The organism is Paraburkholderia sp. CNPSo 3281, assembly GCF_024206515.1.
GTDB classification, from domain to species: Bacteria; Pseudomonadota; Gammaproteobacteria; order Burkholderiales; family Burkholderiaceae; genus Paraburkholderia; species Paraburkholderia nodosa.
Window position 1 is genome coordinate 76782 of record NZ_JAMBPS010000012.1, and the last position, 18578, is coordinate 95359.

An 18578-nucleotide genomic window follows, 5' to 3' on the forward strand; every position below is an offset into this window, starting at 1 on the left:
AATAACGAAAGAGAACGACAATGTTGCGCACCTCACTAAAGGTAATAAAGATAGGTGCATGGGTTGCAGTCCTGCTGGTGATACTCGCATTCGGCATGCGCGCCTGGTATTCGCAGCGCAGCCCGGATCTCGCGGTCTGGCACACCTACGTGCCGCGCGAAATGACTGTCGAGGAAATGGATGCGGGGGACTGGAACGCCTACATGAATGCGGAAGCACGCATTTTCGAGGCGGTTCGCGTGAACGTCGTCGAGAAATTGAAGCCGTCCGAGCGCATCCCGACTAACCGGTACTACGAAGGGGCGCCGATCTATCCGGGGCACTTCGCGCAAGACTGGAACCGTTCGTACATTCTCGAGCCGCAGGGTTCACCCGTTGGCGCCGTGGTGCTGTTGCATGGCATGACGGATTCGCCGTTCAGTTTGCGTCACATCGCGCGCCACTATCGCGATCGCGGCTTCGTCGCCATCGGCATCCGCTTGCCGGGGCACGGTACGGTGCCGGCCGGGCTGGCAAACGTCCACTGGCAGGACTGGGCTGCGGCCACCCGGCTCGCCATACGGGAAGCGCGCCGGCGTGTGGGCCCGGACAAGCCGCTCGAACTGGTGGGATTCTCCAACGGCGGGGCGCTGGCATTGCAATACGCGCTCGACGCGATCGAGAATCCCGCGCTGACGCGCCCGAGCCGACTGGTGCTGATTTCCCCGATGATAGGCGTAACGCGTTACGCGCGCTTTGCCGGCCTCGCCGGATTGCCGGCAATATTGCCGGCGTTCGCGCGTGCCGCATGGCTTGGCGTCATTCCGGAATTCAATCCATTCAAATACAACTCGTTCCCGGTGAACGGCGCGCGTCAATCGTACCTGCTGACCGCCGCGATCCAGGAGCAAATGGCGAGGCTTGAGCGTGAGAACCGGCTCGACACGCTGCCGCCGGTCCTGACCTTCCAGTCCGTGACCGACTTCACGGTCAGCACGCCGGCGATCATGTCGTCGCTCTATGACAAGCTTCCTGAGAACGGCAGCGAAGTGGTGTTATTCGACGTGAACCGCAGCGTGCGTTTCAGGACGTTCCTGCGCGTTGCATCCTACACGGCGATTTCACGGCTGCTGCGTACCGGTCCCCAGAACTATCGCACGACGGTGATTGGCAACGCCTCGCCGGACTCCGCGCATACCGTCGAGCGCAGCACCTACGCGGGTGAAGTGCAGACGAGGACCAAACCGCTGGATATCGATTATCCGCAGGAAATCTTCTCCTTATCGCACGTCGCGATACCGTTCCCGATCACGGACCCGCTGTACGGCATTGCACCGGACGATTCGGAAAATTTCAATGAGCACCTCGGCACGCTTGCGCCGCGCGGCGAGCGCGGCACCCTGATCCTGACGCTCGATTCGATGTTCCGCATCGCGTCGAATCCATTCTTTCCTTACTTGCTGCAGCGTATCGATGAAGGCATGGGCGCAGTGCCGCCGCCGGTCGTCAAGTCTTCGCCGCGCACCCATGAAACTGCTGCCGGGCAGCCTGATGATTTCTCCGATGACCTGAATGCACTCGACCAGGTTGGGGCCGATGAGCCTTAGACCAGGCTGCTTCAAAGGCGCAATGGGCTCGCCAGCGAGTAGGTCCCGAACAGGAAGCCGCTTCGAAGGATTAGTCTGGCAGCCGCACGCGTTGAGACGTGCTTGACGAACGTTGAACGTCCGTCAAGCACCCTGGGAACCACCGTACGACATCGTATCAATCGCTTTGCCCATTCGAGGCGGGCGCGGGTGCCGCTCGCTGTGCCGCGGCTTCAGCTGCAACGCGTGCCTGGGCCGCATGCAGGTCGTCAGGATATTTGTTGTCGCGTCCAGTCGGTTTGTAGCCGGCTCGTACGAGCTGGGCCAACTCCTCGCGAACCTGCGCACGCGTGGGCGATCCATTCGAGGGTTGGGCGAAAGAAAGGGACGGTACCAGCAGGGCGGCCGCAAGCGCGGCCAGTTTGAGTGTCCGGTTCATGGTCTGTGCCTCCAGCCAGGCGTCAGCGCTACGGACCCGGGGTGGGTCGATAGCTGGCACCGATAGCTTGACGCGGCAGACTTAAGAAACAGTTAACATCGGGCAGGCGACTTGTAATCTCCACATAAGCCGCCTTGCTTACAGAAGCCCGACAATTCGCTGCCTGCTACCGCGACGGTCCGGGCACGCTCCAAAGCCGAACCGTCGCAACCACCCAACTTCTCATTGTGTTTGCATGGCCGGCGCAACCTCGCTGGACGTAACTGCGAAGCGGTGCTTTCTCATGGGCGCGAGAATGAACTTGGCCGACAGCCCCGCGATGATCGACACGACGGCTGAGCCGATCAGGACGTGCTCCCACGATCCGCCGGCGGCCAAAAGCGACGCAATCGGGACGAGCAACGACGCCGTGCCCTTGGCGGTATAGAGCGTGCCCGCATTCGACGCCGCGTATTTGCTACCGAACGTATCCGCGCAGATTGCCGGGAAGATCGAAAAGATTTCTCCCCAGCACAGGAAGATCAGCGGCGCGAAGATCAGGAATGCATAAGGATCGTGACCGAACGCATTCATGCCCAGCAACGCCAGCCCCTCGCCAACGAACACGATCAGCATGGTGTTTTCGCGGCCGATCTTGTCTGACAGGAGGCCGCAGATGGGGCGGGTCAGCCCGTTGAGCAGATTGTCGATCGATAGCGCCAGCGTCAGCAACGGCAGCGTCGCGCCAAAGAATTGTACGGGCAGCCTGGCAAAGCCAAATGACTTTGCGATCGGGCCGAGTTGGGCGGTCGCGATCAGACCGCCGGCGGCGACGAGCACGAACAACAGATAAATCATCCAGAAGAGAGGCGTTTTGACCATCTGGCGTGGCGTGTAGTCGACTTTGCTCGTCACGACGCGCGCGACGGGCTTGATGCCGGGGCCAGGATTCGGGCGGATCAACGCAATGCTCAGAATGAAGATGGCGATGCCCTGGAATACGCCGAACACGAAGAACGTTTGCCGATAACCCGAGTCGTGAATCATGTTGGCAATCGGTATCACCGTCAGCGCGGCCCCGGCGCCGAAGCCCGCAGCGGTCAGGCCCGCGGCGAGGCCGCGACGGTCGGGGAACCATTTGAGTGCATTGCCAACACAGGTGCCGTAGACGCAGCCGGCTCCCAGTCCGGCGATCACCGAAGCGGTGTAGAGCATGGGTAGCGTCGTGGCGAACGAATCGAGCACCCAGCTCAGCGCGACGAACGCCGCGCCGCACATGACGACGGGGCGGGGGCCGAAGCGGTCGACGAGCCAGCCTTCGATCGGCACGAGCCAGGTTTCGACCAGAATGAAGATGGAAAACGCTAGCTGGACCGCGGCGCCGGACCAGAGATTTTGCGTTTTCATTGGGATCACAAAAAGTGTCCAGGCATACTGAAGGTTGGCGACGAGTGCCATACAGGCAATGCCGATGAAGAGTTGAGTCCACCGGTTTCTCAGGAAAGCATTGCCTGCCGGCGAGGCAGCGGATGACATGACGACTTCTCCCACGAATTGAAGTTCGGACTAGGGCGCGAGGGGGCCGCGCCACCCGGGCCCGGCCTGCGATATCACGACTTCTTCTCGTACACCCCAACCTTGTTGCTTTCGTTGAGATAGACGTAGACGCGATGGGTGGCCGTGTCGACCGTCAGCGTGTGAACTTTGGGCTCGGTACGGATGTGGTCGACAATCTGATTGGAGTCCAGATCGATCACCTCGAGATTGCCGGTCTTGTCGCCGATGAATGCGCGGCGCTTGTCAGTGTCGATCGCGGTCTGGTCGACCGCGCCGGCAACGGCGATGGTCGTGACCAGCTTGCCCGTTGCCGGGTCCACGACGAGCATCTTCTTGTCGCTGGTGCCGAAGATCAGGTGATTCGTTTTGCTGTCGTAGACGCCGCCCTTGGCGTCCTTCTTCAAACCGAAGTCCCACACCGCTTCGATCTGGTGCGTGTTCGGATCGATCACGTCGATCTTGCCGCCGACCGGCTGATACAGGCGGTCGGTGGAAGCCACATACAGGGCAACGTCTGGGCCGTCCTTGTCGTCTTCGGGCTTCAGCTTGAACGTTGCGGTCAGCTTGTACGGCGACTTCGGCTCAAAAACGGCCTCGTTGTTGCTGTCGTCATTCGCGAGCAGAATCGTGCCCGTTTTCGTGTCGACGTTGACACCGTCGGGAGTCTTGCCGCCGCTGTCGACGGCGGCGATGCGCTCGAACGAATGTTTGTCATAGACAATCAACTTGCCGGTCGTCGCGTCGGTGACATAGGCGTGGTCTGCGTCGAAATCGATGCCGTTGCCGGAATCGACGCCCGCAAGCGTTTTCTTCACCGCCATGCTGTTTGCGTCGATCACAACGACGTTGTGATCGGGCGACTGGGACAGCCAAACTGCGTGGGTGTCCTTGTCATAGGTGACCCAATCGCCGTGACCGCCCTTGGTTCCTGGCAAATCAATCGTCTTGACGAGTTGATACTGCGACGTTTGCGCGTGGGCCGCCAATGAGCACAGCCCCATTGCTGCCAGACAAACCGTCAATGCTTTGTGCGTGAGAAAAGCCATGTTGCCTCCATAGGAAATGAATGCGCTTGTGTGCCTGGTTCTATCGACTGGCCTGGATGCGAGGTCAGAACTTGTGCGTGATGCCGAGGATCGTCACGACTTGCGAGCGTGTGCTCGAACTCGCCGCAAGATCGCCCACCGTGCCGCCCGCCGCGACGATTTGTGAGCCGTCTTCGCTGAACGTCGTGCCGCTGGCGTGGGAATAGGCCACGGCCGTATAGAAGCTCGTGCGCTTGCTCAACGCGTAGGTGGCGTTCACGCCGAAGTTGTTGTACGTCGCCGACGAGGCCCCGCTCGAGTGCGTGTACACATAGTTGAGCGCGGCGGCCAGTTCGGGACTGAACTGGTACTGAAGCGCCGCGCCGCCAACGTTGAAGGTCTGCGTGCGGTTGAACGCGCCGTAGTCCGTGTATGGCTTGTACTGCGCGTTGCTGTACCGGATGTTGGCGGTGAGGTTGCCGATGACGTATTGGGCGGCGACCTGAAAGATCTGCCGCGAACCGAACATCGGCGTCGCCCCGTAAAGCGGCGTCACCGAGTTGTTCTGAATGAGGTCCGCCGCGCCGTTGCCGTTCACGTCGTTCTTCATGAACAGATAGCCGGTGGCAAGCGTCAGGCCGCCGTTGTTGTACGCGGCGGCGGCGCCATACGCGTGACCGCCCGTCGTATTGCCGGCAATGCCGCCAACGCCGTACATCAACTCGTACTGGAAGCCGGCGTAAGTGGGGCTCGCGTACTTGATCGAGCTATTGATCCACGCCGAGTTGTCGTTGTTGTCGGCGTCGCCTGGGGTGGTGAAAACCGGGCCCGCGAAGTTGTCGCCGGTGATCGGCTGGATCAGGTCGACCGTCGGGTCGAACTGGCGTCCCATCGTCACCGTGCCATAGGCATCGTCAGAAAGTCCCACCGTGGCCTGGTGGCCGAAAAGACGGCCGCCGGAAAGCGATCCATGCGTGATGTCGAACGAGCTTTCCAGGGTGAAGATCGCGTTCAGACCGCCGCCGAGTTCCTCCTTGCCCTTGAGCCCCCAATACGTCGCTGCGTTGTCGCCGTTTTGCATGGCCACGAGAGAATGGCCGCCGGTGTTGTTGTACCAGGCGACGGCTTCGTCGAGCGAACCGTATAGCGTGACGCTGCTCTGTGCATGCACGGCAGCGGATGAGAATGCGGTAAGTACTCCGACGCAAATAAAGCCTGACCCGAAATGTCTCACAACCTCTCCTTTCATTAATAATAATTTGTAGTGCGAAGTGCGTAATGAAGAATTCAGTGCTTAGGGCTGGTGCCCGGCGCCAGGGCGGCAGGCCTGCGGATCCACGCGAGTCACCCTGTCTGGCGCCAGGGATGGTGCGCTGCGGTGCGTGCTGTCCAGCGGGGATGCGAGGCGGGCATCGGCTGTCCCGGGTCGAACTTTGACGGCGTGCCCAGCTTTCGGATAATCGAATAATTTTATGTGCACGATAAAAGGTTCGTTATGTCTGAAAGCCGTTTAAATGATTGAAGGTTACGGCGCGACCGTCTTAACCTGACCGTTTCCTGACAAGGCCTGCATGCCTGAACGCTGGAAAGCGCCGTGGGAAAAGGCAGACGCCGGTTCGCACTGGCTGCGTCTGCTTGCGCACGGCACGAGCTTGCGCAAGAAGCGGATGAAGGAAAACGTAAAGAGAAGAGAGCGGTGTTCGCCGGTCGATTCGACGCAAGGGGGCGACGGTCAGGGAATTCACTGAGCGCCTGCTGTTGTTCAAACATTCGGCGAGCTAGAGCGTTAACCTTCCCTTAAGGTTGGCGGCGGTAGCCTCACCCACTTTATGTGCAGCACAGGAGTGAACAACGGGGAGCGCCATGCGCATACTGGTGGTGGGAGACGACGCCTCGATAGACGGTGGGTTGAAACGCGGGTTGCGCAAGGAGGGATTTGCCGTCGATTGGGCGAATGATGTCGAAACGGCCATGCTTGCACTTCGAACGACCTCGTATGGTCTGGTGCTGCTCGATATTGGGTCGTCCGGGAATCACGGACTGACGCTGCTCGCGAGATTGCGGCGGCGCAATGATGCGACGCCCGTGATTGTGATGACAGCGCGTAACGCCGGTCCGGACGCAGTCGCCGGCCTCGACGGAGGTGCCGACGACTACCTCGTCAAACCGTTTGCACTCGATGAACTGCTGGCGCGCATGCGCGCTCTGAGCCGCCATCGAACGGGGCGTGTGCAGTCGTCGCTGCAGGTGGGCGTGCTACGGCTCGATCCTGCGCAACACCGTGTGTGGTTGCGTGACAAGGAAGTATCGGTGACGACGCGAGAGTTCGCGCTGCTTCATGAATTGATGCGCGATCCGGCAATCGTCGTCACGCCGGCGCAACTCGAAGAACGGATGTACGGATGGAACGAGGAAATCGAGAGCAACGCCATCCAGGTGCATATCCACAATCTGCGCCGCAAACTGGGGGTAGACGCTATCCTGAACGTGCGCGGCGTGGGTTATCGCATCGGGACACTCGCGTGAGGCAGGCGCGCGGTGGCCTGGAAAGACGGTTGCGCATGACGCAGCGACAATGCCATCCCGGTGGCTGGAGACCCATGTGAGGATGCTACTGGTCCATGACGACGATTCAATCGCGCTGCAGGTCGTGACGCAAATGCACCTCGCGGGATACGAGGTGGATTGGGCGAGCAGCGAATACGAAGCAGAACTGAGTTTGCGGTATCGATGCCACGACATCGTGTTGCTCGCTTTCGGCGAATCTGGCGTGGACGCGTTCGAGCTGTTGCGCCGTTATCGCAGGCTCGGTGGAAATGCCGCGGTCGTCGCACTGATTCCACGCGGTCTGCTGGCGAGTCCGATGGTCGTGCTGGATGGCGGGGCCGACGACTATCTGATCACGCCGTTCGATCTCGAAGATCTGAGGTCGAGGGTTCGCGTTTTGATGCGGCGGCCGCATCGCGTGCAAGGCCCGGTGGTGCTGGGAAATTTGACAGTGAACCAACTCGACGATCTGGTACTGCTCGACGACATGCCGGTGACCTTGAGGCCGAGCGAATACCGGTTGTTGACTGCACTGGTCAACGAGCCCATGCGAGTCTTCTCGCGTTCGGAGCTGGCGCTGCATCTGTTTGGACGCACGCGCGCGGCCTCGGGCAGCGCCGTCGATGTCGTCGTTCACGGCTTGCGGCGCAAGCTTGGCCCGGAGAAGATCGTGACGATACGAGGCGTGGGCTATCGGATGCGCCAGGCCGCGTGACGCAGGCACGGCTCACTTCTCACTAAGGCCGTAACCACCGCCGGCCAATCGGTACAGCGAGAACTTTCCTGTACAGCGCGATCAACGCGCGGGTCATCGCCATGCCCGCAATGCGCCAGAACGGGCTGCCAACCATGCAGGCCAGCCAGGCGACGAACGCCGCGCCGATCATGTCGAATGGCCAGTGCACCCCGACAAAGATGCGAGCCCAGGCTACGGCGATATCGACGATCAAGGCAAGCAAGCCGATTCCACGCTTCCCGCCGGACAGGAAGGTGAACGAGACTGCGAAAAGCAACGTCACATGATCGCTAGGAAACGAAGAATCGGGAGCATGGGCGAGAAACGTATGGCCCATTGCGCTAACGAAAGGGCGGGGGTGATACCACGCCAGACCGATCAGCTGGTTGATGCCGAGGGCCAGCAAGCCGGCAAGACATGCGCGCACGGCCAACGCGCGGCGCTCGTCCGAGCCTGTCAGCCATAGTGCCACCAGCATGGCCGGGACCAGCAGGATCGCATAGTCCGCGATCAGCGTGCCCGCAGCAATGAGCCCATGCGGCGTTGCGGGTGTGGCATTGAGTGCGAGAAAAATGCTTCGGTTCAACGTTTCGACTGCATCCATAGGGGCCCTCTGTTTTCATGCCCGTTCTTGCGTGACCGCTGGCAAGTGGTTCGGGTTGTCAGAGGCGATTCTACGCACCGGCCCCTTAACGAAACCTTAACAGGGGCGACCGGGATCCATGGTCGGGCCGGCGTGGACGGCATGACATGGCCAGTTTTGTCAGTATGTCGGCCGGTTTGATCAGTCTGTCCGGCACCTGTTGGCGCTAGGATTGCCACGGCACGCCCTCGGGACTTCCTGAACGGGTCGGGACCAGGCGTAGAAACAGGCTGTGCCGGCGCTTAGCAGGCGGCAAACAGATAATTGAGGAATCCATATGAGCAGGGAAGTCGTGGTGGTAGGCGGTGTGCGGACCGCGATCGGCAAATTCGGCGGCAGCCTGAAAGACGTGCCGCCAACCGAACTCGGTTCAATCGTCGTGCGCGAACTGCTCGCGCGAAGCCACGTCGAGGCAAAGGACGTGGGGCATGTGGTGTTCGGCAACGTGATTGCCACCGAGCCGCGGGATTTTTACCTGTCTCGCGTCGCCGCGATCAACGCCGGCATTCCCGAATCGACGCCTGCGTTCAACGTCAACCGGCTGTGCGGTTCGGGCCTGCAGGCGATCGTTTCCGCCGCCCAGACCATTCTGCTCGGCGATGCTGAGGTGGCGATCGGCGCTGGCGCCGAGAACATGAGCCGCGCGCCGTACATCTCGACCGAGGCGCGCTTCGGCGCACGGATGGGCGACGCGCGCCTCATCGACATGATGCTGGGCGCGCTCAATGATCCTTTCCACGCCGTGCCGATGGGCGTGACGGCCGAAAATGTCGCGGGCCGCTACGGCATCACGCGCGAGCGTCAGGACCATCTCGCGCTTGAGTCGCATCGCCGCGCGGCGCGAGCGATCGCCGAGGGCCGCTTCACCAGCCAGATCGTGCCGGTCAAGCGCACGGTGAAAGGGCGCGAGACCGTCTTCGACACCGACGAACATTTGCGTCACGATGCAACGATCGACGACTTCGCGAAGCTCAAGCCCGTATTCGCGAAAGAAAACGGTACGGTCACGGCTGGCAACGCTTCCGGCATCAACGACGCAGGCGCAGCCGTCCTGCTGATGTCGCGCGCAGCGGCCGAGGCGCGCGGCCTCGCGCCGATGGCGAAACTCGTGGCGTACGCACACGCGGGCGTCGATCCGCTTTACATGGGCATCGGCCCGGTGCCGGCTACGCGTCTTGCGTTGCAGCGCGCAGGACTGTCCGTCGCGGACCTCGACGTGATCGAGTCGAACGAGGCGTTTGCCGCCCAGGCATGCGCGGTCACGCAGGAGCTGGGTCTCGACCCTGAAAAGGTGAACCCCAATGGTTCGGGTATTTCGCTCGGCCATCCGATTGGCGCGACCGGCGCACTGATTGCCGTGAAGGCGCTGCACGAACTCAAGCGCATTGGTGGCCGTTATGCGCTCGTCACGATGTGCATTGGCGGCGGGCAGGGGATCGCCGCCATTTTCGAAAACGTCCAGTAAGTTGAGTGCGCCTTCGGGCGCGCCATATAAAGCCATGCAAATCGAAACATTGGGAATCGTCGGCGCCGGGACGATGGGTTCCGGCATCGCGCAGGTCGCCGCGCTCGCTGGCCTGCGAGTGATCGTGGTCGACGTCAGCGAAGCCGCGCTCGACAAAGGTCTCGCCGCGCTGAAGGGAAGCCTCGATCGGCTCATTGCGAAAGACAAGCTGGACGCGGCGGCGTGCGATGCCGCGCTCGCGCGCATCGAGACATCCACGGTTTATCAGCGGCTCGGTGCTGCTGGGCTGATCATCGAAGCCGCCACCGAAAACCTCGAGCTGAAGCTGCGCATCCTGAAGCAGATTGAAGCAGTCGCGCGTCCCGACGCCATTCTCGCTTCCAATACGTCTTCAATCTCGATCACCACGCTTGGCGCCGCGCTTGCCGACCCGTCGCGCCTCGTCGGCATGCACTTCTTCAATCCGGTGCCGTTGATGCCGCTCGTGGAAATCATCCGGGGCCTCGAAACCGGTAGCGCCGCAGCGGAGGCGGTCCACGAGCTGACGTTGCGGCTCGGAAAGACGCCGATCAGCGTACGCAATTCGCCGGGCTTCGTGGTCAACCGCATTCTCGTGCCGATGATCAACGAGGCTTTCTTCCTGCTCGCCGAAGGCGTCGCGCCAGCCGAGGATATCGATACCGGCATGCGTCTCGGAGCGAATCAGCCGATTGGGCCGCTTGCGCTTGCCGATCTCGTTGGACTCGATGTGGTGCTTTCGGTCATGGACGTTTTTTACAATGACTTCGGCGATTCGAAATACCGCGCGTGCCCGCTGCTTCGTGAACTGGTGGCCGCAGGACGTCTGGGCCGGAAGACTGGGCGCGGGGTGTATCGTTACGGCTAGAAAGATTGTCGCGGAGGTTCCGCGGGCGGTCAGCCCGCGGGCGTCGAGGTCATTGGTGATCTGTAATGCAAGGAGTTTAGACGTTTGCGAACATTATAAAACTGCGATAATTTGCATTATGTAAAATAATGTTCGCGCGGAAAAATGGCCCACGGGCAGCGTCGGCTAACCTTCCAGCGGCGCGCTCTGGATACCCGACTCCCTCAGCGCCCCTCATCCATTTGCTGCCCGACGACACCTGCCTTCACACGCCAGCGGTCGCTTTCCAGAACGGTCTGTGCGTCGATGCGCCTGAACAGATCCAGAAGCGGCGCAACAAGCCCAGTCCAACCCGTCTGGTGACTTGCACCTAGCCCCGCACCGTTGTCGCCGTGGAAATACTCGTAGAACAGGATCAGGTCACGCCAATGCGGGTCGTCCTGGAACTTGCCTGTCCCGCCATAAACCGGGCGCCGACCATCCACGCCGCGAAGAAACGTACCCGTCAGACGGCGGACGATCTCCTGCGCCACCTCGAACAGAGTCATCATCTGGCCGGATCCCGTCGGGCATTGAACCTTGAACTCGTCACCGAAAAAGCCGTAAAGATTCGTCAGCGCCCTGACGATCAAGAGATTCACCGGCATCCACACCGGCCCCCTCCAGTTCGAGTTCCCACCGAACATGCCGGTATTCGATTCCGCCGGCAGATACTGCACCTTGTATTCCTGCCCGCCCACGTTGAGTGTGTACGGATGGTCGAGATGGTAGCGAGACAGCGACCGGATACCGTACGGCCCGAGGAATTCGTTCTCGTCGAGCAGGTATCCGAGCACGCGCTCCAGTTTCCGCGTATTCAGGATCGACAGGAGTCTGCGGTCTCTATGGCCGATGAAGCCAGCATCGGTCGGGGCCACATGGGCAAGCAACTCGGGGTAACGACTTCGAAACTGGGCGATCAGCTCCATGAGTCTCGGACAGCGCGAGACTGAATCGGCCTCGAAAACCGTCGACGCGCACAGCGGCAGCAAGCCGACCATCGACCTGACTCTCAGGCGCATCGTCTGGCCGTCAGGCAGACGCAACAGGTCATAGAAGAATCCGTCCTGCTCGTCCCACATGTCGTCCGGCTGGTCTCCAAGCCGGTTCATTGCGTAGGCAATCCACATGAAATGCTGGACGAACTTGAACGCAATCTCTTCGTACATGGGGTCGTGCTCGGCCAGGAGCATGGCCATCTCCAGCATGCTCTGGCAATAAAACGCCATCCACGCAGTGCCATCCGCCTGCTCGAGCGAACCCCCCGTGGGAAGCTGAGCGCTGCGATCGAACACGCCAATGTTGTCGAGTCCAAGAAAGCCTCCGGCGAAGACGCTTCGACCCGAAGGATCCTTACGGTTGACCCACCAGTTGAAATTGAGCATCAAGCCCTGGAACGAGCGCTCGAGAAAGCGCGGATCGGCGCGTCCCAACGCTTTCTCATACTTGTAGAGCCAGAGCGTAGCGGCGGCATGCACGGGGGGATTCACGTCACTGAAGTTCCACTCGTAGGCCGGGATCTGCCCGCTTGGGTGAAGATACAGGATACGCAGCATCAACAGCAGCTGCTCCTTGGCAAAATCGAAATCGACGGAGGCCAGCGCGATCGTATGAAACGCCAGGTCCCACGCTGCGAACCAGGGGTACTCCCATTTGTCCGGCATGGAGATCACGTCGGCGTTCAGCATAGGGAACCACTCGGTATTGCGCACTGCATGCTGGCTGGCTTCGAGCAATGGATGGCTCTGGTGCTCGCGCAACCACCGCTCGAGATCGAAGTAGTAATACTGCTTGCTCCACAACATGCCTGCCAACGCCTGACGGTGTACGCGTCGCTCATCGTCGGTCAGTACCGTTGGCGCAATACGTTCGTAGAACGCGTCCGCCTCGGTCACGCGATCGTCGAAAGTCCTCTCGAAGTCATCGAAGGCGTTGTCCAGCCTGACAGCGCTCAGGCGCAGCCTGATGGTCGCGGCGCCGCCCGCGGGGACCTCGCATGCGTAATGCGCCGCAGCTTTGGTTCCCGCCCTCGCCGGATTCACGGCGTCGCGCTGCCCGTCAATGACATACGCGTGGAACGCGTCCTTCACATAGGGTGAAGCGTTGGGTTGGTTCCACAGACGCCGTGCGTTGCTTTCATTTTCCGTGAAGAGCAGTTCCGTTTCGCCATCGCAATAAAGCCAGTACTCACCCAGTTCCCGATGCGTCGCGCGAATCACGCCCGAATCTGCTTCGCATAGCGAAGGTCTGTAATCGTCGTAGCCCCACGACCAGGTATTGCGGAACCACAGCGTTGGCAGGACGCGAAGCCGCGCCCCTTCCCTTGCCCGGTTGTGCACGGTGACGCGCACGAAGATGTCTTCTGGGGCCGCCTTCGCGTATTCGACGAACACGTCGAAATACCGGTCGTCATCGAATATGCCGGTATCGAGCAGTTCGTACTCGAGTTCACCACGCGAACGCTTTCCGTTTGTCTCGACCAGATCCTGGTATGGATATTCCCGCTGCGGATATTTGTACAGATACTTCATGTACGAGTGCGTGGGCGTGCTGTCGACATAGAAGTAGTACTCCTTCACGTCCTCGCCATGATTGCCTTCGCTATTGGTCAGACCGAAGAGGCGTTCCTTCAGGATTGGGTCGTGTCCGTTCCAGACTGCAAGCGCGAAACACAACCTTTGCTTGTCGTCGCAGAGACCGCCGATCCCGTCTTCTCCCCATCGGTAGGTACGCGAACGCGATTGATCATGGGTGAAATAACGCCAGGCGTCGCCGTCGCCGCTATAGTCCTCGCGGACCGTCCCCCACTGACGCTCACTGAGATACGGCCCCCACTTCTTCCACGGCAGCTGCGCGGTACGCGACTCGTTCAGACGCCTTTCCTCTGCTGCGTCGACGATTGCAGGGCACATGCCTCGCCTCCCGATCCGCGAGATAGTCGTGAATTACCGTAGTGATGGGCCTGCGCTCGCATTTGTGGCCGCGCACGAGGCCCCCCAGGATCACTGCGGCACCTGCGCGACGGGTTCCGGCGTTGCGGGCTGCGCCGGCGGCGGTCCGCTCGCCGGTTGCGGCACGCTCATCTGCTCCGCCTGAACGACCCACCCGCCGCCCATCGCCATGTAAAGGCTGACGAGGTTCGTCAGCGTCGCGGCCCGGGTCTGCGTCTGCTGCAGCTCGGCGCTGAACAGATTGCGCTCGGCGTCCAGCACCTCCAGGTAGCTCGTGTAGCCGCCCTCGTAACGCAGCCGCGCGAGCCGCAGATACTTGCGCAGCGAGCCGACCTGCTGGGTCTCGATCTCGAACTGCTCGCGTGACTTTTGCACGGCGAGCAGCGCGTCGTCGACCTGCTGGAACGCCACCCGAATTGCATTTTCGTAGGCGAACAACGCCTCCTGCTGACGCGCCTCGGCCTGCTTGTTCTGACCGTAGATGTTGCCGCCCGTGAAGATCGGCATCACGGCCGAGCCGGCAAACGACCACACGCGCGCAGGTCCGGTGAAGAGATTGGAGAACTGCGTGCTCACCGAGCCGAACAGCCCCGTGAGCGAGATCTGCGGGAAATACAGCGCGCGCGCCGCGCCAATCAGCGCATTTTCCGCGATCAGGTTCTGCTCGGCCTGCAGCAGATCGGGCCGGCGTTCGAGCAGTTCCGACGGCATGCCCTCAGGCACGGCGGGCGTCGAGAGATCCACCAGCGCGCGGCCGCGCAGGATCGGCTCCGGATTGCTGCCAAGCAGGACCGAGAGCGCGTCTTCCTGCTGCCCGATCTGCTGCTCGAGTTGCGGGATGGTCGCTTTCGTCGCCGCATAGTCCGATTGGCTTTGGGCAAGCTCCATATCCGAAGTCTGTCCGAACTGCTGGCGCAGTGTGAACACGTGCACGGAATCGGCGCGGCTCGCGGTCGTGCTCTGTGCGATTTCGAGTTGCATATCGAGGCTGCGCAGCGTGATATAGGACGTCGCGACCGACGCGACGAGCGTCAGAATCGTCGCGCGGCGGCTCTGTTCGGCCGCGTTCACGTTGGCGCGTGCCGCCTCGGTTTCGCGTCGTACCTGACCAAACAGGTCGATGTTCCAGAAGGCCGATATGCTCGGCTGGAATTCGTTGAAGACCGGCGAGACGCCGGCCGGTATCGGTGTCGGTCCGTCCTGCGATGCGCGCTCGCGCGCCGCGCTGAAACCGACGCTCGCCTGCGGGAACAGCGCCGAACGCGTGCTCACGAACTGGCCCATGAACTCGTCGACACGCGCGGCCGCCTGCTTCACGTTGAGGTTGTTCTCGAGCGCGGTCTTCACCAGGTCGTTCAGCACCGGGTCGTCGAACTGCTCCCACCATGTGGTGTTGGCGACGTCGGCCACTTCCGGGTACGCAAACCGGTACGTCGCCGGCACGGCCACTTTCGGCCGCTCGTAGTTGGGGCCGAGCAGACAGCCGTTCAACAAGCCGATGAGGAGGACCGGCGCGGCGATGCGCACGAAGGCAGCGGCGCGCATGTCAATCGTCCTTGTGCCGCGCGGACGGCGTGACGGTCGGCGAGCCCGAGCCGCCGGATACCGGCGGCGGCGTTCCGCTGCCAGCCACGGGTGTGTCCTTGCCGCCGCCCTTGCGCGAACCAAGCGACTCGATCCCCCAGTAGAACATCGGAATGAAGAACACGGCGATCGCGGTCGCACCCAGCATCCCGCCGATCACGCCGGTGCCGATCGAATGGCGGCTGTTTTGCGAGGCGCCGAGCGCAATGGCGAGCGGCACACAGCCGAGGATGAACGCAAGCGACGTCATCACGATCGGCCGCAGGCGCTCTTCCGCGGCGGTCAGCGCGGCGTCGTACGGTGTCTTGCCCGCTTCCCGGTTCAGCACCGCGAACTCGAAGATCAGGATCGCGTTCTTCGCGGCGAGCGCGATCAGCATGGTCAACCCGATCTGGAAGTACACGTCGTTGTTCAGGCCGCGCAGCAGGATCGCGAGCAGCGCGCCGAAAAGCGCGAATGGCACCGCCATGAGCACGCCGACCGGCAGCGACCATTTCTCGTATTGCGCGGCGAGGATCAGGAACACCATGATGATCCCGAACACGAACACGAGCCCCCCGGTCGAACCCGACTTGATTTCCTCGAACGCCTCGCCACTCCACCCGACGGCGTAGCCCGGCGGCATCTGCGCGGCGAGTTCCTTCAAGGTGCCGATCACCTGGCCCGAGCTGTAGCCCGGCGCCGCGTTCGCCGTAATTTTCACCGCCGGGAAGTTGTTGAAGCGCGTGATCAGATCGGGGCCCGTGGCGTACTTGTAAGTCATCACCGCCTTGATCGGCACCATGTTGTTCGAGCGGCTGCGCACGTAGATCTGGTCGAGGTCGGCGGGCGTGAGCCGGTAGCGCGGATCGGCCTGAACGATCACCTGCCAGAGCCGCGCGTCCTTGTTGAACTGCGACACGTAAAGCGAGCCGAACATCGTCTGCATCGCGCTGTACACCTCTTCGACCGGCACGCCGAGCGTCTCCGCCTGGTCGCGGTCGACGTTGACGAGCAACTGCTGCGAGCTCGCGTTGAACGTCGTGGTCACGCCGGTCAGCTCGGGGCGCGCCCTCGCCTTCGCGATGAAGTCCTGCACAACGCCCGCGAGCTGCTGAATTGAGCCGTCTCCGTGACTTTCGATCCACATCTCGCTGCCGCCCGTCGTACCGAGACCCGGAATGGACGGCGGATTCACCGGTATGACGAGGCCCTCCTGAATTTTCGAGAGCGTTTCATAAGCCTTGATCAGCACGGCGCGCGCGTTTTGCTCCCGGATGTTCGAGAACTTGTACCGCTCGTCGAAGCTCCTCAGGCCGACGAAGAACGTGCCCGCGTTGTTCTTGTTCTGGCTGTCCAGCAGGCTGTAGCCGTTCACGATCGTGATGCTGCTGACCGCGGGCTGCTTCATGAAATAGTCGGTGACCTTGTCGCCCACGTCCGCGGTCCGGTCGAGGCTCGCCGCGTCGGGCATGATGATCGCACCAAGCAGATAGCCCTGGTCCTCGGGCGGCAGGAAAGCGCCTGGGATCGACTTCCCCATCATGACGGCAAGCACGATCACGGCACCGAAAACAAGGAGGCCCAGCACGTAGCGCCGGATCATGAACCGCACGGCGCGCCCGTAGCCGGCCGTCATGCGCTCGAACTGATGGTCGAACCACCGGAAGAAGCCCTTTTTCTCATGGTGCGTGGGCTTGAGCAGGATGGCGGCAAGCGCCGGAGACAGCGTGAGCGCCACGATGCCCGAGAACACCACCGAAATCGCAATCGTGATCGCAAACTGCTTGTACAGCTGTCCGGTGATGCCGCCAAGGAACGCAACCGGCACGAACACAGCGCACATGACGAGCACGATGGCGATGACCGGGCCCGACACCTCGTCCATCGCCCGCTTGGCCGCTTCTTTCGGACTGAGCTTGAAGACGGTCATGTTGCGCTCGACGTTCTCGATCACGACGATGGCGTCGTCCACGACGATGCCGATGGCGAGCACCATCCCGAACAACGTCAGCATGTTGATCGAGAAGCCCAGCGCCGCCATCCCCATCGCCGTGCCGACGATCGACACCGGGACGGCCAGCACCGGAATGAGCGTCGCGCGCAGGCTCTGCAGAAACACGTACACGACGATCACCACCAGCACGAGCGCTTCGAAGAAGGTATGGACCACGTCGGCGATCGACGCACGCGTGAACTCCGTCGTGTCCATCGCGACCTGGTAGTCGAGCCCTTCAGGAAACGAACTCTTGAGCTCCGCGAGCGTCTCGCGCACCTGCTTCGAGACGTCGAGCGCATTCGCGCCCGGCTGCTGGTAGACCGCGATAATCGTCGCCGGCTTGCCCTGGTAGGTGGTGCGGTTCGAATAGCTCTTCTGACCCAGCTCGGCCCGGCCGATGTCTTTCAGCCGGACGATCGCGGCGCCGGTGCTCGCTGCGCGGATGATGATGTTGTCGAACTCGGCGGGCGTCGCGAGCCGCCCGGTGGTCGTCACCGCGAACGACTGCTCGACCGGGTTGCCGGTTGGCGCCTGGCCGACGGTGCCGACCGCGAATTGCTGGTTCTGGCCGCGTACGGCGTTTTGCACGTCGCCGGCGGTAATGCCGAGCTGCGCCATGCGATCGGGTTTCAACCAGATCCGCATCGCATAATCTGGAGTGCCAAAGATCGACGACTGGTTCGCACCCGGAATCCGCTTGATCGTGTCGAGCACGTAGACGTTCGCGTAGTTCGCGATATAGGTCGGATCGAAGCGCTCGTCCGGCGAGTAGATCGCGATCACCATCATGAAGGCGTTCGACTTCTTCTGGACCTGGACGCCCTGCGACTGCACCTGCTGCGGCAACTGCGGCAGCGCGAGGTTCACGCGGTTCTGCACGTCGACCTGGGCAAGCTCCGGATTGGTGCCGATGCCGAAGAACACGTTGAGCGTGTAGTTGCCGGTCGACGAGCCGGACGAATACATGTAGATCATGTTGTCCGCACCGTTGACCTGTTGCTCGATCGGCGCGGCCACATTGTTCGCCACGACGTCGGCGCTGGCCCCTGGGTAGGTCGCGGAGACCGTGATCTGCGGCGGTGTAACGTCCGGATACTGCGCGATGGGCAGCGCGAGCATCGTCAATGCGCCGCCGAGCGTGATCACGATCGAGATGACGGACGCGAAGATGGGCCGGTCGATGCAGAAGTGCGAGATGTTCATCG

Annotated in this window: 13 protein-coding genes; 5 read left to right on the forward strand and 8 right to left on the reverse strand. The window is 61.8% G+C overall.

Translation table 11 applies throughout. The features are described from left to right. Positions 1–20 precede the first annotated feature (20 nt). Positions 21–1586 carry a carboxylesterase gene (locus M3I56_RS15235; RefSeq protein ID WP_254354679.1) on the forward strand — a complete coding sequence of 522 codons (1566 nt, stop codon included), beginning with the start codon at positions 21–23 and terminating at the stop codon, positions 1584–1586. A 157-nt stretch (positions 1587–1743) separates the two neighbouring features. On the opposite strand, the gene M3I56_RS15240 is transcribed toward M3I56_RS15235, so the two are convergent. From M3I56_RS15240 to M3I56_RS15255, 4 genes are all read right to left on the reverse strand, one after another. After that, positions 1744–2004 carry a DUF4148 domain-containing protein gene (locus tag M3I56_RS15240; protein ID WP_254354681.1) on the reverse strand — a complete coding sequence of 87 codons (261 nt, stop codon included), beginning with the start codon at positions 2002–2004 and terminating at the stop codon, positions 1744–1746. 222 nt (positions 2005–2226) lie between these two features. Next, complete coding sequence (gene oxlT / locus M3I56_RS15245; protein WP_254354682.1) at positions 2227–3519, reverse strand: oxalate/formate MFS antiporter; 1293 nt, start codon at positions 3517–3519, stop codon at positions 2227–2229. Positions 3520–3593: 74 nt separating this feature from the next. Then, positions 3594–4586: a YncE family protein gene (locus M3I56_RS15250; RefSeq protein ID WP_028203670.1), complete on the reverse strand. Its 993-nt coding sequence runs from the start codon at positions 4584–4586 to the stop codon at positions 3594–3596. A gap of 64 nt (positions 4587–4650) precedes the next feature. Next, positions 4651–5814 carry a porin gene (locus M3I56_RS15255; RefSeq protein ID WP_302056856.1) on the reverse strand — a complete coding sequence of 388 codons (1164 nt, stop codon included), beginning with the start codon at positions 5812–5814 and terminating at the stop codon, positions 4651–4653. Positions 5815–6428: 614 nt separating this feature from the next. On the opposite strand from M3I56_RS15255, the gene M3I56_RS15260 reads away from it, so the two are divergent. Both M3I56_RS15260 and M3I56_RS15265 read left to right on the forward strand, forming a co-directional pair. Continuing rightward, the gene (locus M3I56_RS15260) at positions 6429–7091 is read left to right on the forward strand and encodes a response regulator (RefSeq protein WP_254354683.1); all 663 of its coding nucleotides are present in this window, start codon (positions 6429–6431) and stop codon (positions 7089–7091) included. Between the two features lie 82 nt (positions 7092–7173). After that, entirely contained in the window at positions 7174–7827 is a 654-nt protein-coding gene (locus M3I56_RS15265; RefSeq protein ID WP_051481388.1) for a response regulator transcription factor, read from the forward strand. 22 nt (positions 7828–7849) lie between these two features. Here M3I56_RS15265 and M3I56_RS15270 read toward each other — a convergent pair whose 3' ends face one another. After that, positions 7850–8452, reverse strand: coding sequence for a phosphatase PAP2 family protein (locus M3I56_RS15270; RefSeq protein ID WP_254354684.1), 603 nt, complete (start codon positions 8450–8452; stop codon positions 7850–7852). A gap of 316 nt (positions 8453–8768) precedes the next feature. Between M3I56_RS15270 and bktB the strand changes: the two genes are divergently transcribed. Further along, positions 8769–9956 carry a beta-ketothiolase BktB gene (gene bktB, locus M3I56_RS15275; RefSeq protein ID WP_254354685.1) on the forward strand — a complete coding sequence of 396 codons (1188 nt, stop codon included), beginning with the start codon at positions 8769–8771 and terminating at the stop codon, positions 9954–9956. Positions 9957–9990: 34 nt separating this feature from the next. Continuing rightward, positions 9991–10842 (forward strand): 3-hydroxybutyryl-CoA dehydrogenase, encoded by an 852-nt coding sequence (locus M3I56_RS15280; protein WP_254354686.1) that lies wholly within the window; start codon positions 9991–9993, stop codon positions 10840–10842. 203 nt (positions 10843–11045) lie between these two features. Here the strand turns inward: M3I56_RS15280 and M3I56_RS15285 are convergent, their stop codons facing one another. The 3 genes from M3I56_RS15285 to M3I56_RS15295 all read right to left on the reverse strand — a co-directional run bounded on the left by M3I56_RS15285 (position 11046) and on the right by M3I56_RS15295 (position 18576). Further along, the gene (locus tag M3I56_RS15285; RefSeq protein WP_254354687.1) at positions 11046–13772 is read right to left on the reverse strand and encodes a glucosidase; all 2727 of its coding nucleotides are present in this window, start codon (positions 13770–13772) and stop codon (positions 11046–11048) included. Between the two features lie 90 nt (positions 13773–13862). Beyond that, positions 13863–15356, reverse strand: a complete 1494-nt coding sequence (locus tag M3I56_RS15290) for an efflux transporter outer membrane subunit (RefSeq protein ID WP_254354688.1) — start codon at positions 15354–15356, stop codon at positions 13863–13865. Between the two features lies 1 nt (position 15357). After that, entirely contained in the window at positions 15358–18576 is a 3219-nt protein-coding gene (locus M3I56_RS15295) for an efflux RND transporter permease subunit (protein WP_254354689.1), read from the reverse strand. Between the last annotated feature and the right edge of the window lie 2 nt (positions 18577–18578).

Coding starts and splice junctions, on each gene's coding strand:
- M3I56_RS15235 (WP_254354679.1), top strand. CDS start 21: ATGTTGCGCACCTCACTAAAGGTAATAAAGATAGGTGCATGGGTTGCA.
- M3I56_RS15240 (WP_254354681.1), bottom strand. CDS start 2,004: ATGAACCGGACACTCAAACTGGCCGCGCTTGCGGCCGCCCTGCTGGTA.
- oxlT (WP_254354682.1), bottom strand. CDS start 3,519: ATGTCATCCGCTGCCTCGCCGGCAGGCAATGCTTTCCTGAGAAACCGG.
- M3I56_RS15250 (WP_028203670.1), bottom strand. CDS start 4,586: ATGGCTTTTCTCACGCACAAAGCATTGACGGTTTGTCTGGCAGCAATG.
- M3I56_RS15255 (WP_302056856.1), bottom strand. CDS start 5,814: ATGAAAGGAGAGGTTGTGAGACATTTCGGGTCAGGCTTTATTTGCGTC.
- M3I56_RS15260 (WP_254354683.1), top strand. CDS start 6,429: ATGCGCATACTGGTGGTGGGAGACGACGCCTCGATAGACGGTGGGTTG.
- M3I56_RS15265 (WP_051481388.1), top strand. CDS start 7,174: ATGCTACTGGTCCATGACGACGATTCAATCGCGCTGCAGGTCGTGACG.
- M3I56_RS15270 (WP_254354684.1), bottom strand. CDS start 8,452: ATGGATGCAGTCGAAACGTTGAACCGAAGCATTTTTCTCGCACTCAAT.
- bktB (WP_254354685.1), top strand. CDS start 8,769: ATGAGCAGGGAAGTCGTGGTGGTAGGCGGTGTGCGGACCGCGATCGGC.
- M3I56_RS15280 (WP_254354686.1), top strand. CDS start 9,991: ATGCAAATCGAAACATTGGGAATCGTCGGCGCCGGGACGATGGGTTCC.
- M3I56_RS15285 (WP_254354687.1), bottom strand. CDS start 13,772: ATGTGCCCTGCAATCGTCGACGCAGCAGAGGAAAGGCGTCTGAACGAG.
- M3I56_RS15290 (WP_254354688.1), bottom strand. CDS start 15,356: ATGCGCGCCGCTGCCTTCGTGCGCATCGCCGCGCCGGTCCTCCTCATC.
- M3I56_RS15295 (WP_254354689.1), bottom strand. CDS start 18,576: ATGAACATCTCGCACTTCTGCATCGACCGGCCCATCTTCGCGTCCGTC.